Origin of the sequence: Facklamia sp. P13064 (genome assembly GCF_050409425.1) — a bacterium.
Classification (GTDB): Bacteria; Bacillota; Bacilli; order Lactobacillales; family Aerococcaceae; genus Facklamia.
This window is the reverse complement of the sequence record NZ_JBNUPM010000009.1, coordinates 25,712-41,326: the sequence shown is the minus strand read 5'-3', so window position 1 is coordinate 41,326 and position 15,615 is coordinate 25,712. Positions and strand designations below refer to the sequence as shown.

Below are 15,615 nucleotides of genomic sequence, written 5' to 3'. Positions count from 1 at the left end.
CACCATCCTCAAGTCGCTAATGTATTATATCCATCTTCTTGTTTCTATCTCAGCTTTTACCAATAATTTTCTTAATTATATTAGTCTTCTGTTGGAAGGTCAATACGAATTGTTTCACCATGTAAGGCTTCATCAGATTTTTCTGCTTCATCAGAGTCTCTATCTGATGAATGATTTCGTTCAAAAGCCTCTAATTCTTCACGACTTAAAGGCATAGTTTTCATAGACTCAGAAGAATCTTCATCTTTTTCATCCACATGAATTTCCCTTAAGTCATTCAAATCAAAAACTTGCGTCATAGATAAATCTTCATTTTCTTCACTATCTATGGCTTCAAGCTTAGCATTTTGTTCTAAATCTTCCAGACGATTACTCGTTACTGATCTTTGTTCACGTGTCTGAGCAGGTGTTAAAGCTGTACCATCAAACAAATCTTCAAATGAAGTGTTATTTACAATGGATAATTGATTTTCAATTAAACGACGTAATTCTTGACGATATTTTTTCGTTACACTTCTCAACCTCTCTGCCTCTTCAAAAATTTCATTTGATTGCGCATTCGCTTCATCAATTACTCGTCCTGCTTCACTTTCAGCTTCATAGAGAATTAATTCTGCTTCCTTACGAGCATTTTGTTTTAGACGTTCTGCTGCTTCTTGTGCAATAATAATTGAAGAATTTAAAGATTCTTGTAATTGTGAAAAATAGTCAATTTTATCTTTAGCTTCTGCTAAATCACGCGTTAAATTGTGATTTTCTTCTAGTTTTTTCTCTAACTCTACGCGCACAATATCTAAAAAATCATTTACTTGTTCTGGATCATAGCCACGGAACTTATTATTAAATTCTTTTTCTAAAATATCATTTGGTGTAATTGTCATAAAGATCCTTCCTTTTTTATAAATTTTACGATACTTTTAACAAATCAATGGATAGTCTAAAATTATCTTTTTTCGTTTTACCATCTACTGACTGAATACGAAAGCGCCCAAAATGCCTGAGTGAAACAATATCAGAAATACCAACCAAAGTATCACTTCGATCTATCTCAGTAAAATTAATTTTAACTTGTCCTGCTTTAACTGCATCCTTGGCTCTTTGGCGCGAAATATTATATACCTTAGATATTAAACTATCTAATCTCAGAGAAGATACAATGACTGTTGCTTCTTCCCATTCATCAATCGATTGCAAAAGGTTCCCTCGTTTTATGGGATTCAAATGGACTCCTACATTGGCTATCTTTTTTACTTCATCCATTAAATAAGTTTGCATTTTTAAATCAACTACTAGCTGCCATGCCTGACTATCAGTGATAATATCTCCTATTCTTCCCCGCTCAATCCCTGTTGAGAGAATGGTTCCAAGTATTTTACCATGAGACAGTTCAGCAAATTTAATAGGGTAAGTAATTTCCAAGAATCCTAATTCTAAATCTGCTAAATCCAATAGATAGTAGTTAGGATAGATTAAGGCTCTCTTACGCTCACTATCTTCATATCCTCCATCTAAATGATAATTCATCTCATCACGGCCGTTAACAATATTTTTTAGAATAGTTGCTTCTCTCGGCGTTAAAAAAGATGTTAAGACGGGAGTATAAAGACGGTCAACTTGATCGATCCAATCATAAACTTGGTCTACAAAAGGAATTTCTTCCTTACGATAATGCTGATAAATAGACTCTTTCATTTACTAGCCTAAAATGGTAATAATCAGCCAAATGACGCCCTGCTCAATAAAAGTCAATGTGAAGAGAGCGATGATCACATTGATTGAAATAGGACCAATGGGTGGAATATAGCGATCAAAAATATCGAGATATGGACTTGCCAGACGATCAATCATTCGTCCAATCGAACTTTCTCTTGCTCCAGGTAACCAGGAGAGTAAGGCATAGAGTATCAAGACCCATTGATAGACACGAAAAATTGTAGACACAAATTGGATAATTGCATTTATATTCATAATACCTCCGACTTTATTGCTAAAAATTGGTGAAAAGAGGAAACACTGCTGCTTCCTCTAAGAAAATTAATGACGATTTCTTTTACGGAAGAAAGGAGGTGTTTCTAATTCGTCTTGCTCGTCAGATTCCGCTTGACGTACCTTACTTTCTGATTCCGATCTTTCAAAGGTTCTTTCAACCTTTTTTTCCTTAGGTTCAATATCTGCCACATCACGGGTAATTTGTTCGCGTTTAATATCCCAATCACTGAATAAATCACGTTCAGTCTCTTTTTGATTTGCTTGTTTTAAGTTGATTGAGCGGTCAGATGAATTCATCGATGGGGAACTTGATGCAGATGGGGTACTTTCGTTTGTCGAGAAAGTGTTGTTATGAGAGAAATTCGGACGGTTTTGACGCATTGCTTGTTGTTTATTGATGGTATTCTTTTCAGCATCAATTCCGGTAGCAATTACAGTAACAACCACCTCATCACCTAAGCTCTCATTAATTGAAGTACCAAAGATAATATTGACATCTTCGCTAGAAGCAGAAGAAATAATATCACTTGCATCTTGTGCTTCAAATAAGCTTAAGTCCGGTCCACCTGTTACATTCAGTAGAATTTGTTGAGCTCCATCAATTGAAACTTCTAATAATGGAGAAGAAATAGCTTTCTTAGTCGCTTCTGCTGTGCGGTTTTCCCCGGCAGCTGTACCAATTCCCATTAAAGCTGTTCCTTGATCCTTCATAACGGTTTTCACGTCTGCAAAGTCCAAGTTAATAAAACCAGGAGCGACAATCAAATCAGAAATCCCCTGAACACCTTGGCGTAAAACATTATCTGCTTCAGAGAAAGCCTCCATCATTGGTGTTTTTCGATCTACCACTTCTAGCAATCGATTGTTTGAGATGACTACTAAAGTGTCAACAGCTTCCTTGAGGTTTTGTAATCCTTCAGCAGCAAAGCGACCGCGTTTTGGACCTTCAAAAGTGAAAGGACGGGTTACGACTCCAACTGTCAAAGCACCTAATTCTTTTGCAATACGAGCGACAACAGGCGCAGCACCCGTTCCAGTTCCTCCACCCATTCCAGCAGTGACAAAAACAAGGTCTGACCCTTCAAGGACTTGTCGTAATTGCTCTTCTGATTCTTCAGCAGCTCTTAATCCTATTTCAGGAATCGAGCCAGCTCCTAAGCCTTTAGTAACTTTTGGACCTAATTGAATTTTAGTTTCTGCTTGAGAACTTTTTAAAGCCTGTGTGTCAGTGTTAGCGACGATGAATTCAACTCCTTGAACATCTTCGGAAATCATTCGGTTGACAGCATTGCCACCCGCTCCCCCTACACCAATAACTTTGATAACTGCTCCTTCAGGATTAACCGTTGGATCAAATGATAATTCCATTAATAAATTCCTCCTCTTGTGCTGTCTTAATTAGTCAAAAAACGTTTGAAAATATGCTCTTAATTTATTTACAAAACCACCTTCGTTAGTTGATGGGTTTTTAGTCGAAGCATCCATCCATTCTTCTTCAGAATATTGGTCATCTGATGGATAATTATTATAAGATTGCGCTTGGCTATCGTTGTAGGCATAATAATCTGAGTGACTGGAATTATTTGAAAAAGCTTGACCATTAGGATGGGGTTGCGATAATGAAGGACTTTTAGGTTTTTGTCGAGCTTGACTTTGATTACTAAATCCTCCTTGAAGCCCTCCTCGTTGTCCGCCGCCATTACGAGCTTGATAATATGAGTTATCTGACTCACCATAAGGACGACCTTGGCCCCCGTCATACGGATTGGAAATTAGTGGACCAGCATCCCTAGCTGCAGCGTGCTGAACCCTTTGTGCTCGGAAAGTTGCCTGAGCGATTTGATGCACTTCATCTAATTTTGACACATATTCAACCATCCCCATACTGGTCGTATAGACAGGGTTGCGCAGTCCCATTTGTTCTGGGATATATACACGAACTTGTGGCCCAAAGTACTTTTTGGCCAATTCTAATACGCCTGGTAAAGAAGAAGCGCCCCCAGTTAAGACAAAGCCTCCCGGTAAATCCAAAGCATCAACAGCTTCAAGATCCTCATGAATAGTTTCAAAAATTTGAACTAAGCGAGCTTCAATAATTTCAGATAAATAGCGCTCGTCTACACGAACAGGTTCTTTACGGCCGACTGTTTCAACCGGGAAATACTCTTCTGGTGAAGTTTGACTAGAAATGGCATAGCCGTATTCACGTTTTATGCGTTCAGCAGAATCTAGTGAAGTATTTAAAATAACCGATATGTCCTTAGTGACATAGTCTCCGCCTTCTTGATCTACAAAGGAATATTTCAATTGATTATCGTAAATAATTGAAGCTGAGGTTTGGCCGCCCCCCATATCAATAATCACTGTACCAAATTCTCGCTCATCTTGATTTAAAGCGGTGGTTGCAATTGCTTGCGGCTGAATAACAAACTCAGAAATTGAAAGACCTGCTTTTTCAACACACCGTCTAATATTATGAATAATGGTACGTGGCCCTGTCATTAACCGGGCATAAAGTTCTAAACGAACGCCAATCATTCCGCGAGGATCACGAATACCATTGAAACCATCAACAATGAACTCTTCTGGTAGAATGGCAATTACTTCTCGCTCAGGTGGAACAGAACGTACTTTTGCTGCCGAAATAACATTATCTACATCGCGCGAGGTTATTTCGCGGTTCTCACTTGCTACAGCTATCATGCCATGACAGTCATCAATAGCTAACTTGTTACTAGGCACCCCAACGACCACTTCATTAATTTTAACATTGGCTTTACGCTCTGCTTGCTCAATAGCTTTTTGAATCGAAAGAACTGTCTCATCGATATCGACAATAACTCCACGACTTAAGCCACGTGATTTTTCATTACCTACACCAATTATATTTACATGTCCGTTCATATACTCAGCAACAACAACTTTAATCGATGTTGTTCCGATATCTAAACTAACAATTATCTCTTGATTTCTCATCCAGGTGATGAACCCCCTTCATTTGCACAAAACATGAGTTTTTATCACATTATAGTACTTTTATATTAACACACCCATAAAGCCAATGAAATTAAAAGAAGTCCTTGTTATCAATTCGTAATCATACTTATCTTAATTATTATTAAGCTTGACTGAATTAGTTTCATTTGCCATAGGCGTAAAATAAGCTCCCACTTCAAGATCAATAATTCCTTTACGATTGTTGAGTTGTTCTAACATTTTAGGATAATAATTTATTTTTTCCACTACTGTTGAACTCACTGCTTTTATGAGATTACCATCCTTCATCTTGATTTCGATATATCCCTCTTTACCTGGTTTGGAAGAAGGTGTTATTTTCTCAACCCTTTCTAAAATGCTTGTGTCGAACTGATCTAAAGCAATAGCAAGTTGTTTAAGTGCTGTTTCTGAAAACTCCCCTTCAATTAGAGGAAGTTGAGCCATTTGTTCAGCAATTAATTGATTTTGAATAACAGCTTCATCTGAAGTATAACCTTTACTCATCAGCGCATAATTTTTACCATTGCTAGAGTAAATACCAACAATTTTTTGTTCTTTAACAATAATGTTTATTGCCTTCCAATCGTCGCGCTGAATACGAACATCCTCCAATAAAGGATTGTTAGTGAGTATATGGTCTTCAATTTCTTTGCGCCATTTTAAAATATCTTTTGCCTTATCCATCGAATGAATCTTAACTCCATTGAGAATTGACTCACTCTGAAGGATTTGATTGCCCGAAACACTTAGTGTATTAACATTATCATAAGGTAATATTTGCCATCCAGACCAAACCATTAAACTGTAAATAATTAAATAGAGAATAAAAATTTTTCTCTTTCCTTTAGGAAACCCTTTTAACAATACTTCTTTACTTGGTAATCTATCTAACCAATAACTAGGAGTGGGATTATGAGGGGTTATTCTTTGACCATCTTGTCTATTTTTAAAAACAAATGACTCTTGAGAATTAGCGTCTATACGATAATTTTGTGAAGACCTTACTCGATAATAAGGCTCATTCATCGAGCTATTGTAATAATCAAGCTGTTGACTATCTCGATAATCATTTAAGGAATATATATTGGATCGATTTAAACGCTCTTGATTAAACGAATGTTCAAAAGAAGTCGGAAGAATAGGTTTACCTTGAGAATCCAAACGATAATTCCCCATAGGGGCTGTTACTGGCTGATTATTTCTTTCTGAAATTGTCCTTTTATTCTGCCGATTCTGGTTCTTATCTGGTAACCGGTAATTAACCATCCCTATTCCTCCTCTCTTTTAAAATAGTTATACCATCTCGTTCATCATTTGAATGATTCGATCACTTGCATCCGTAATTCCCATGCTTTTAGCCGCCTGACCCATTACTTTTAAATCTTCAGGGGCCACCATTAATTGGCTAACTTCTTGATATAAAGACTGTCCACTAAGCTTTGACTCCTTTATCATAACAGCCGCCTTGTTATTTACTAAAGATAAGGCATTATGTTCTTGGTGATTATCTGTTACATAGGGACTAGGTATTAAAATACTTGGCAAGCCAAGAGCTGTTAACTCAGTTAAAGTTGTTGCTCCAGCTCGACAAACAACCAAATTAATAGCTTGAAAAACACTTGGCATATTATCGATATATGGAACGATTCGAACATTATTACTCTGATTAATTTCTTCAACCATCTCTTCATTCAGTTCTTGGAAGTGATTTTGTCCCGTTGCAATAATCACTTGATAATTAGCGCTTAACCATTTATCCAGCGACTCAATTCCTGCTTGATTAATAGCTGGTGCTCCACGAGAGCCTCCAAAAATTAAGACTGTCGGTTGATTATCTTTTAACTCAAATTGTTCAGACAAACAGTGAGGCATTGCCGGTGTCGATATCACTTCTTGCCCTCTAGGGTTTCCTGTTAAAACTACTTTATTTTGGTTTTTGCCAAATTGATGGCTCGCTTCTTCAAAACAAACAGCAATTTTATTAACAAAACGAGCTAAAAATTTATTCGTAATTCCTGCTACTGAATTTTGCTCATGAATAATAGTCGGAACTTTAAGCATACTGGCAGCTAATAAAACAGGTCCACACACATACCCACCTGTTCCAAGTACAATGTCCGGTTGGAAATCACGGATCATTTGCTTTGCCTTATGAGTAGAATGAAACATTTTAAAGATTAATTTTAAATTATCTATACTAATTGACCTTTTTAAACCTGTAATTTCGACTGCTTTAAAAGGTATTCCCGCTCGAGGAACAATTTTCGACTCCAATCCTCTTTGTGTTCCAATATAAAGCACTTCCACATCGGATCGTTCTTTCAATACTCGATACAAAGCTAATGCTGGATAAATGTGCCCTCCGGTTCCACCACCCGAAAGAACAATTCGTTTCACTTTATTCATTTCTTTCTCCTTTATTTTGATGCACTTTTAAAAGACTCGACCTGCTCGATAAACCGATCACCTCTAATTTCATAATTCTTAAATTGATCCCAAGAAGCACATGCTGGTGAAAACAAAACAATTTGTCCTTCTTTAGCATAAGCAAACGCTGCTTGACTCGCTTGGTCTAAATTTTCAAATAAATTGATTGTTTCGATTTTAGCTTGTCTAAAATCTTTTGCCATTTTTTCTCTCGATTCACCGTATAAAAAGGCTGCTTTCACTTTGTTTAAATAAGGTATTAAGTCCTGAAAATCATTTCCACGATCTAGACCCCCACCAATATAAATGATGTCTTGGTCAAAACTTTTAAGGGCTGTAATGGTTGCAGCCGTATTGGTTGCTTTGGAGTCATTATAAAATTCAATCCCCTTGATTGTACCCAGAGCTTGGATACGATGACGAATACCAGTAAAGTTTGCTAATTTTTCTTGAATAGCTGTATTATCTACCCCTTGAATTTTTGCAATAGCAATTGCGGCTAGCGCGTTTTCTAAATTATGCTGGCCAGGCAGATTAAACTGCTCGATTAAAGCGACTTCTTGACCTCGAAAATAAAAAGAATGATTTTTAATATAGGCACCCGCTTTTACTTGTTTGTGACGAGAAAACGGAACCTTTATCGCTGGAGAATGCTTCAACCATTCTTCAAGTTCAGCTTGATCGGCATTATAAATTAAATAATCTCTCTCGGTCATTTGCTGAATCAGTTTTAATTTTGCTGCAATATAGTCTTGCCTGGTTCCGTGGTAATCTAAATGTGCTGAATGAATATTGGTAAAAACCGCAATATGTGGATGAAATGAATGGATACCCATTAATTGGAAAGAAGATAGTTCCATTACGATTAAGTCCGTTTCATTTACTTCTTGAGCCACTTCAATTGACGGTACGCCCACGTTTCCTGCTAATTCAACTTTACCTTTCCATGAACCTTCTAGAAGATGGTGGGCTAAGCGAGTCGTGGTTGTTTTTCCATTAGAGCCTGTAATGCCGATAATAGGCGCTAGACTTTCACGATATGCTAGCTCAACATCCGTATAAATAGGTATCCCACGATGCTCAGCTTCTTGAATAAGCTCTAATGAATAAGGTATCCCAGGTGTCTTAACGATAAAGTCAATTCCTTCTAATATTTCGAGCGGGTGTCCCTTATCCACTACTCTAACTCCTGACTTTAATAGCAAATTAACCGACGGGTCCTGAGAAAGGTCCCCTCGGTCATTGAGCGTAATTTTTGCGTTTTCTTTTTGTAAGTAATTCACAACACTCTTGCCAGTTAGGGCATAACCCATAACTAGAATATGTTGGCCAGCGTATTTATTTGTCATTTGTTTTCACACTTTCTCGCTTATTATGCCTATTATAAAATGAAATAGAGTAAGCTAGCAAGTAATCCTACTGTCCAAAAAACAAGCACGACTAGCTCTTCAGACCAGCCAATCATTTCAAAGTGATGGTGAATGGGTGACATCTTAAAGATCCGCTTTCCTCTGGTCTTGAAAGAAGCAACTTGTAAGATAACAGATAAAGTTTCTATTACAAAAACCATGCCGATGATTAATAGGGACCATGGGTTGTTTAAAAGTATTGAAATAATTGCTAATCCTGCCCCTAAAGCTAGCGAACCCACATCCCCCATGAAAATTTGAGCAGGTTTGCGATTAAATATTAAAAAAGATAAAAGGCTTGCTGTAACAATTAAGCAAGCCATAGCAACGGATGCTTGCTCTAGGCGAATAGCCAACATAAAGTAGGCTCCATAGGCAATGATATTTAACCCTGTGGCTAAACCGTCTAATCCATCGGTTAAGTTAACAGCATTGGAAAAACCAGTAATCCAAAAGAAGGCAAAAGCTATTACAACTATTAAATAGTTAATTTCCAAAGAGAAAATAGGCAATACAAATCTTTTACCTAAAACATAACCCGCTAGAACGACGATACCAGAAAATAAAAGCTGTAATAGAAATTTTTGTTTAGCAGTTAGCCCTTCATTTTTACCGGTAAAAATAGATATAAAATCATCGGCAAACCCAATGCCACCAAAAAATAACCAAGTTAGCACAATCATCAAGAGATTGGCATCTAGTAGATTAAATAGCCAGCCAAACATCAAAGTAATCATTATAGATACTGCAATAAACACCGTTCCTCCCATAGTGGGAGTACCTGTTTTTACTTGGTGCCATGAAGGGCCTTCTTGCCGAATAGCTTGTCCCATTTTCTTATTTAAGAATAAACGGATAAAAAGGGGCACTAAAGCCAGGGTTAAGAGGCCTGAACTAATAAAAGCCATTAATAACTGCATCATCTTTTCCATTTGTTTTCTAACTCCTCTTCTACAATCGCAACCTCATCATAAGGTATATAATCATCACCAATTACTTGATAAGCCTCTCCTCCCTTACCAGCAAAAAGAAGTGTATCATTAGCTTCGGCATGATTTACTAAATGATGAATGGCTTTTTTTCGATCTTCAATTAAATCATAAGGAACTTCTTGATGATCTCTTACCATTTCAGAAACAATCTTTTTAATGGGTTCATTTCGAGGATTATCTGCCGTAAATACAATATGATCCGCCCACTTAAATAAAATATCGCCCAAATCAGGTCGAGCAGCCGAATCTCTATTACCTCCGGAATGCCCAAACATTACTCTTAATTTTCCGTTTGAGGTTTCTTTTAATTCACTTAAGACATTTTCTAAAGCATCTGGTGTATGTGCAAAATCAATCACCACTCGATAATCTTGACCCTTATCAATAACTTGCATTCTTCCAGTGATACCTTTTAATCTAGGTGTCAAATCAACTATTTGTTCAGCTGAATAGCCATAATAAACTACCAGACACAAAAAGGCTGCTAAATAATTCATAACATTATAAGCACCAATCATCGATAAAGCAACTGGATAAGTTCTAGCTTGATAGTGAAGCTTGAATTTTTGTATTGAAGCTTCTGTCGTCAGCTCATCCACATAAACTGTGGCCTGAGGATCTTTCATACTATAAGTAATTACAACCGCCCCAGTAGCTCGACTCATTACATCTGCATAAGGATCATCTTGATTAATAATCGCTAGTCTTGGTTTTTGATGGTGAAAACTCTGTCCCAATTGTGCAAAGAGCAAACTCTTAGCATAAGCATAATTGTCCATAGTTTTATGAAAATCCAAGTGTTCTCGAGTTAGGTTAGTAAAAATTGCACAGTCCACATCGGTATACCAAAGACGGCCTAAGGACAAAGCGTGAGAAGAGGCCTCAATTATGATATCACTGCAACCCTCCTCGACCATCGACTTATAATACTTTTGTAAACTAACTGCTTCTGGCGTTGTATTAATAGCCGGAAGCAGACGCTCGCCAATTTTGTAATGCAGGGTGCCTATCACACCTGTCTTATGATTCAATAATTCTAAAAATTGAGAAATCAAATGTGTGGTGGTCGTTTTTCCGTTAGTCCCAGTAACCGCTACTAGAGGAAGCTGGCTAGATGGTTGACCGAAAAATTGATGAGATAATATTGCTTGCGCTCGATAAGTTGAAGGGACTTTGACTAGCGTTATTTTTTTATTCAAAGCCTTTTCTATTTGTTTAGAAGAGAATTCTTCGGCTACTATCAGTGAAATGTTTTCTTTCATCAGCTGATCAATTACTGAATGGCCATCAAACCTTTCACCTTTTATAGCGATAAAGGCAGCATTTTCAGTGAGCTTTCGACTGTCATTGGTCAGATCGTATATTTCTTTATTAAGATCTAAATCACCTAAAAGTTCGTAGTTAATTAAAACTGATATTAGTTTATTTAATCGCATTTCATTTCCTTCTCTCTACTGCTTGATTAATATAGACTCTAACATTGGATGAAAAACTTCGGACAGCATCTGAGTTCCATAAATACCATAGTCATTTTGTGGCCTTTTAATAAATAAATATAACATGTATTTAGGTTCTTCAGCAGGAAAGAAACTGATGACTGAATAAAAATAGTCGTTTTGTCCCGTTAGATAGCCTGTTCCCTCTTCATTAGCAATTTGAGCCGTTCCGGTTTTTGCCGCCACTCTGACTATGTCAGATTTAAAAGGTCTTGAAGTCCCATTTTGATCCTCAACCGCTTTAGTCATCAAGTCAATAATATAGAAAGTTACTTCAGGTTCAATAACTTGCCCTAAGTTTTGTTTTTGATAGCTTTGTCCGCTTTTATCAATATGATCAATATATTGAATTTTCATCATTTGCCCTTTGTTAGCAACCGCACTATAAGCTTGTAAAAGTTGCATCGGTGTAGCTGAAAATGCTTGGCCAAAGCCAGACATTATTCGTGATGTAGGGTTAGTGAAATCGAGTGAACCCGGATTTTCATTCGCTAGTTTACTATTTGTGCTAACGCCAAAACCAAATTTTTTTAATTCTTCAGTCCAAACTTGGTCTCCCATACGATTCACTAATTCGACCATTGCCACATTTGAAGAGCGAATGAAGCCATCTTCAAATGAAATTTGTCCCCAACCGAATTGGTTATGGTCTCTTACTTCACGATCAAACACTTTTACCATACCCGATAAGAACGTTTCTCTCGGTTGATAAACACCCATTTCTTTTGCTTTAGCCATGGTCAAAATCTTAACAGTTGATCCTGGTTCGTTAGCTGTTTCAACTAACAAATTCTGCCAAAGAGAGTCGATTCCTTCTCTGGTATTTAGATTAAATGAAGGTCTTTGAGCTGAGGTTAACAATTTACCAGTTTCTAATTCAACCAAGTAAGCCCCCATTGACTCAGGTTGATATTTCTTAAAAATCTTATCTAGAATAGTCTCGGTCTGATTTTGGATACGACTATCTAAAGTTAAATAGATATCATTAGCCAATTGAAGGTCAGTTGAATTTTTGCTTGATTTCCCACTCGATAATATATCATCAAATGCCGCTTCAATACCCATGGCTCCAACTAAACTTGATTGAGAACCTTCTTGGTTACTTTCATTAACTTCTGCATAACCTATTAAGTGAGAGGCAAAGTAGTCATTGAAATAATAACGGCTCACCTGACTAGTGAAAAAGATTCCCGGTAAGTTTTCAGCTTCAATTGCTAATTTTGTCTGTGCTGATATGTTTTTAGAAGCTGAGCCAAACTCAACTTGATTGACATTGTCACTATTTAATTGCGTCCATATTTTTTCTTTCGGCATATCGATATATTTAGCAAGAATGGTCGCCGTATAATCAATGTCTTTAACCGTTTCACCTTCTGCCCAATCAGCATCTAGAACAGCGTACATAGAATAAGAAGTAGTATCCATTGCAATAGGCTGACCAAACTGATCATAAATTGTGCCTCTTTTTGCTTTAGCAATACTACTTCTATTGTCTACTTGCATTTCTAGTTTAGTTAAATTAACACCATTTACTTGTTTGAATAAAGCTATTTGTGCCATTCGACCAATCATTACTAAACCGATTAAAATTACAATGATAGCTAAAAAAAACAAATTCATCCCTTGATTATTATTCGCATTATTATTAGTCATTTTGATCGATATCCTTTACGCGATCCATTTCTGCTTTCATACCGTTGGCTTCTGCTACAAGCTCAATATTTTTATACTTTAAGTTTTCAGCCTTTTCGACCATTAACATTTCTGTTTCTTTGACAAGCTCAGCCTCTTCCAACTGGATCTCTTGAATCCTTTGGTTAACCTGGTTGACTTGCCAATGAATATAAAGACTCGCAAAGCAACAGCTAACCATTATAAAAATACCTAGCAATGCTAAGTTTCGATTCGTTATAATCGTTTGCCTTTTTGATCTCCTATCTTCATTATCAAACCAATCAGATTGATGGGAAAGTTCCCACTCTTCAATCTTTCGGACTGCTGAGCCATCAAACGTATTAGTAGATTGACCGACTAGCGATTGGGCTTGGTCTTTATTATAATAATTTCTTCTTTGATAACTTTCAGTCACAATCGCTATCCTCCTCAATACTACATACTAATTCTTTCAATAATTCTTAATTTTGCTGATCTTGAACGATTGTTATTCTTTAACTCTTCTTTTGAAGGTAGTATCGGTTTTCGATTAACTATTCGATAATCTGCTTGTTGATTACTTAAAACAGGTAAATTTCTAGGTGTTTCTGGTAAGGTGGATACTTGCTTAAACATTTGTTTAACCAATCGATCTTCTAAGGAATGGAAGGTAATAACTGCCATCCTGCCACCTACTTTTAACAGTTTTAACCCCTGTTCAATTGAACTTTCGACTGCGCCAAGCTCATCGTTAACAGCTATTCGAATGGCTTGAAAAGCTCGCTTAGCTGGATGTCCACCGGTCCGACGTGTCGCGGCAGGAATCGCTTCTTTAATAATCTCTGCTAATTGAGTAGTTGTTTCAATTGCTTGTTTTTTACGACTTTGTTCAATATTTCTTGCAATTCTTTTAGCAAATTTTTCTTCACCATACCGGAAGATAATACGCACCAAATCATTATAATCCCAAGTATTTACTACTTCATAAGCATCGAGCTCTTGCCTTTGGTCCATTCGCATATCTAGCCTTGCTTCTTGATGATAGGAGAACCCTCTTTCCGCAATATCTAATTGTGGTGAAGATACTCCCAAATCATAGTAAATCCCATCAATTAGGTGAATTGATTGCTCCGATAAGGCGACTTCTAAATCACGAAAATTTCTTTCAAAAAAAGTTATTTTTCCTTGGGATAATTGCTCTTTTAAAGTTACTTTAGCATTATTAATTGCCATAAGATCTTGGTCAAATGCCAATAATTTTCCACGGTCTGAAAGAAGGCTTAATAAGTATTGAGCATGTCCAGCGCCACCCAATGTACAATCAACATAAATTCCATTGGGATTCACTTCTAAACCATCAATTGTTTCCTTTAGTAAAACTGTTTCGTGCTCAAAGGACATATTGTCACCTCGTTATTTTAAAATCCAAAATCAATCATTTCTTCTGCAATATTTTCAAAATTTTCCTCAGCATCCTCTGCAAAATCTTCCCAAAGCTCACTGCTCCAAATCTCGATACGGTCTGATACGCCAATCACACGACATTCCTTATCAATCTTAGCGAACTCTATAAGATTTTTTGGTAAATTTATCCGTCCTTGCTTATCGATTTCTACTTCGGTGGCAGCCGAATAGAAAAAACGAGTAAACTTACGTGCGTCTTTTTTAGCTAGAGGTAATTGTTTTAATTTTTCTTCAATTGTTTCCCATGCATTCATGGGGTAGCCAAATAAACAGCCATCCAGACCTCTAGTTACTATAAAAGTCGAACCTAGTTCTGGACGAAACTTAGCAGGCATGATTAAGCGGCCTTTGGAATCGATATTATGTTGATATTCTCCCATTAACACGACTTGTTCACACTCCTCTCCTAAGTTAGATTAATTTTACCACATACTCCCACTTTTCACCACCTTATAGACAAAATTGAATAAAAAAACAGGTTTTGCTAGAAAGCAAAACCTGTTAAAGCTTGATATTATGATCATTTAAAGCTATTAAAAAAGTGGTGGGGTAATTAGAAAAAAATCGTCCACCATCTTAAAATAATCATTCCCACTAAATAAAAAACCAAGAAATAAAAAAGTAATTCACTTGCAGGCAAATAAAATTGCTTAAAATAGAAATGGTCGATTTCTTGTATATACTTATGTAATTGAACACCGATTGCAAAAGAAGAAAATAAAATAATAAATGGTAGCACATTAAAACCAAAAATTAGCCAGCCAAAACCGTAAATTAAAACCAATAAAGTGGGTAATAAACAAATGGCTAATGTTATAGGCCAATTTTTAAAATAGGTTAAATAAGGTCTCCCATATTTTTTAATTAAAAAAATCATAGTTAGAGGAATGATATAAAGCAATAACTCAAATACAGAAAAATCACTTGTCTGCAAAGTATCCCTTCTTTCCTCTAATGAATATTTCCTTTTAATATTATTCAATAAATGTCAATAAATGCAACCAGGTATCTTGATTAAATACTTCCCAATAATTTCCGTCTCCTAAAACAGCGTAACCGATAACTAAACCCATTCCAAAGACAATAATTAAAAGGATGATAAAGAAAAAAACTTTGAAGATCCCTTTCATAACTTGTTTAAATAGTGGATATTCTAAATATTTTAACTTCTCTGCCATTTATTCACCC

At 36.4% G+C, this 15,615-nt stretch carries 16 protein-coding genes; all 16 read right to left on the bottom strand.

Going from position 1 to position 15,615, the window contains the following annotated elements; genetic code table 11:
* Positions 1 to 80: 80 nt before the first annotated feature.
* The 16 genes from ACQV2S_RS05135 to ACQV2S_RS05060 all read right to left on the bottom strand — a co-directional run bounded on the left by ACQV2S_RS05135 (position 81) and on the right by ACQV2S_RS05060 (position 15,605).
* Positions 81 to 881 (bottom strand): DivIVA domain-containing protein, encoded by an 801-nt coding sequence (locus ACQV2S_RS05135; RefSeq protein ID WP_428885108.1) that lies wholly within the window; start codon positions 879 to 881, stop codon positions 81 to 83.
* A 25-nt stretch (positions 882 to 906) separates the two neighbouring features.
* Entirely contained in the window at positions 907 to 1,692 is a 786-nt protein-coding gene (locus ACQV2S_RS05130) for an RNA-binding protein (RefSeq protein WP_428874979.1), read from the bottom strand.
* A 3-nt stretch (positions 1,693 to 1,695) separates the two neighbouring features.
* The gene (locus ACQV2S_RS05125; protein ID WP_428885107.1) at positions 1,696 to 1,968 is read right to left on the bottom strand and encodes a YggT family protein; all 273 of its coding nucleotides are present in this window, start codon (positions 1,966 to 1,968) and stop codon (positions 1,696 to 1,698) included.
* A gap of 66 nt (positions 1,969 to 2,034) precedes the next feature.
* The gene (gene ftsZ, locus ACQV2S_RS05120; protein WP_428873873.1) at positions 2,035 to 3,357 is read right to left on the bottom strand and encodes a cell division protein FtsZ; all 1,323 of its coding nucleotides are present in this window, start codon (positions 3,355 to 3,357) and stop codon (positions 2,035 to 2,037) included.
* 30 nt (positions 3,358 to 3,387) lie between these two features.
* Positions 3,388 to 4,965, bottom strand: a complete 1,578-nt coding sequence (gene ftsA / locus ACQV2S_RS05115; protein ID WP_428885106.1) for a cell division protein FtsA — start codon at positions 4,963 to 4,965, stop codon at positions 3,388 to 3,390.
* A gap of 132 nt (positions 4,966 to 5,097) precedes the next feature.
* Entirely contained in the window at positions 5,098 to 6,252 is a 1,155-nt protein-coding gene (locus ACQV2S_RS05110) for a cell division protein FtsQ/DivIB (RefSeq protein ID WP_428885105.1), read from the bottom strand.
* Positions 6,253 to 6,279: 27 nt separating this feature from the next.
* Entirely contained in the window at positions 6,280 to 7,392 is a 1,113-nt protein-coding gene (murG, locus tag ACQV2S_RS05105; protein WP_428873870.1) for an undecaprenyldiphospho-muramoylpentapeptide beta-N-acetylglucosaminyltransferase, read from the bottom strand.
* Positions 7,393 to 7,403: 11 nt separating this feature from the next.
* Positions 7,404 to 8,762, bottom strand: coding sequence for a UDP-N-acetylmuramoyl-L-alanine--D-glutamate ligase (gene murD, locus ACQV2S_RS05100; protein WP_428885104.1), 1,359 nt, complete (start codon positions 8,760 to 8,762; stop codon positions 7,404 to 7,406).
* A gap of 32 nt (positions 8,763 to 8,794) precedes the next feature.
* Positions 8,795 to 9,754, bottom strand: coding sequence for a phospho-N-acetylmuramoyl-pentapeptide-transferase (mraY, locus tag ACQV2S_RS05095; protein ID WP_428873868.1), 960 nt, complete (start codon positions 9,752 to 9,754; stop codon positions 8,795 to 8,797).
* Complete coding sequence (locus ACQV2S_RS05090) at positions 9,742 to 11,250, bottom strand: UDP-N-acetylmuramoyl-L-alanyl-D-glutamate--2,6-diaminopimelate ligase (RefSeq protein WP_428885103.1); 1,509 nt, start codon at positions 11,248 to 11,250, stop codon at positions 9,742 to 9,744. Before ACQV2S_RS05090 ends, mraY begins: the two co-directional genes overlap by 13 nt.
* Before the next feature lie 15 nt (positions 11,251 to 11,265).
* Complete coding sequence (locus ACQV2S_RS05085; protein ID WP_428885102.1) at positions 11,266 to 12,963, bottom strand: peptidoglycan D,D-transpeptidase FtsI family protein; 1,698 nt, start codon at positions 12,961 to 12,963, stop codon at positions 11,266 to 11,268.
* Positions 12,956 to 13,399 carry a hypothetical protein gene (locus tag ACQV2S_RS05080; protein ID WP_428885101.1) on the bottom strand — a complete coding sequence of 148 codons (444 nt, stop codon included), beginning with the start codon at positions 13,397 to 13,399 and terminating at the stop codon, positions 12,956 to 12,958. Before ACQV2S_RS05080 ends, ACQV2S_RS05085 begins: the two co-directional genes overlap by 8 nt.
* Positions 13,400 to 13,419: 20 nt before the next feature.
* Positions 13,420 to 14,364 carry a 16S rRNA (cytosine(1402)-N(4))-methyltransferase RsmH gene (gene rsmH / locus ACQV2S_RS05075; protein WP_428873864.1) on the bottom strand — a complete coding sequence of 315 codons (945 nt, stop codon included), beginning with the start codon at positions 14,362 to 14,364 and terminating at the stop codon, positions 13,420 to 13,422.
* 17 nt (positions 14,365 to 14,381) lie between these two features.
* Positions 14,382 to 14,807: a division/cell wall cluster transcriptional repressor MraZ gene (mraZ, locus tag ACQV2S_RS05070; RefSeq protein WP_428873897.1), complete on the bottom strand. Its 426-nt coding sequence runs from the start codon at positions 14,805 to 14,807 to the stop codon at positions 14,382 to 14,384.
* Positions 14,808 to 14,980: 173 nt separating this feature from the next.
* A complete protein-coding gene (locus ACQV2S_RS05065) occupies positions 14,981 to 15,361 on the bottom strand; it encodes a hypothetical protein (RefSeq protein ID WP_428874972.1) in 381 nt (126 codons plus the stop codon).
* Positions 15,362 to 15,401: 40 nt separating this feature from the next.
* Entirely contained in the window at positions 15,402 to 15,605 is a 204-nt protein-coding gene (locus ACQV2S_RS05060) for a DNA-directed RNA polymerase subunit beta (RefSeq protein WP_428874971.1), read from the bottom strand.
* Positions 15,606 to 15,615: the final 10 nt, after the last annotated feature.